The organism is Ferrovum myxofaciens, from assembly GCF_000735045.1.
Taxonomy (GTDB): domain Bacteria; phylum Pseudomonadota; class Gammaproteobacteria; order Burkholderiales; family Ferrovaceae; genus Ferrovum; species Ferrovum myxofaciens.
Window position 1 is genome coordinate 1 of sequence record NZ_JPOQ01000259.1, and the last position, 253, is coordinate 253.

Consider the following 253-nt stretch of genomic DNA (forward strand, 5'->3'; position numbering starts at 1 on the left):
GCTGAATTTCGTCTTGCGAGACATGGCACGCTGGTAGCGTGCAAGCCTTTGCTGGTGCTTCCTGAAGGTGTTGAGCGGTTCGATATGACTACCATCGGACAGAGTTGCAAAGCGGGTGATACCCACATCGATGCCGACGATGCTTGTGGCCGGATGCACCGGCTGCTCAACCTCGCGCTCGGTCTGGATGCTCACGAACCACTTGCCGCCGTTGGCCGACACGGTGATGTTGCTGACTGTTCCCAGCACGTCC

At 58.5% G+C, this 253-nt stretch carries 1 protein-coding gene; it reads right to left on the reverse strand.

Features of this window, described 5'->3' with window-relative positions:
- On the reverse strand, positions 1 to 253 hold a 253-nt coding region (locus tag IV91_RS0113350), incomplete at both ends, for a transposase (RefSeq protein WP_150112507.1).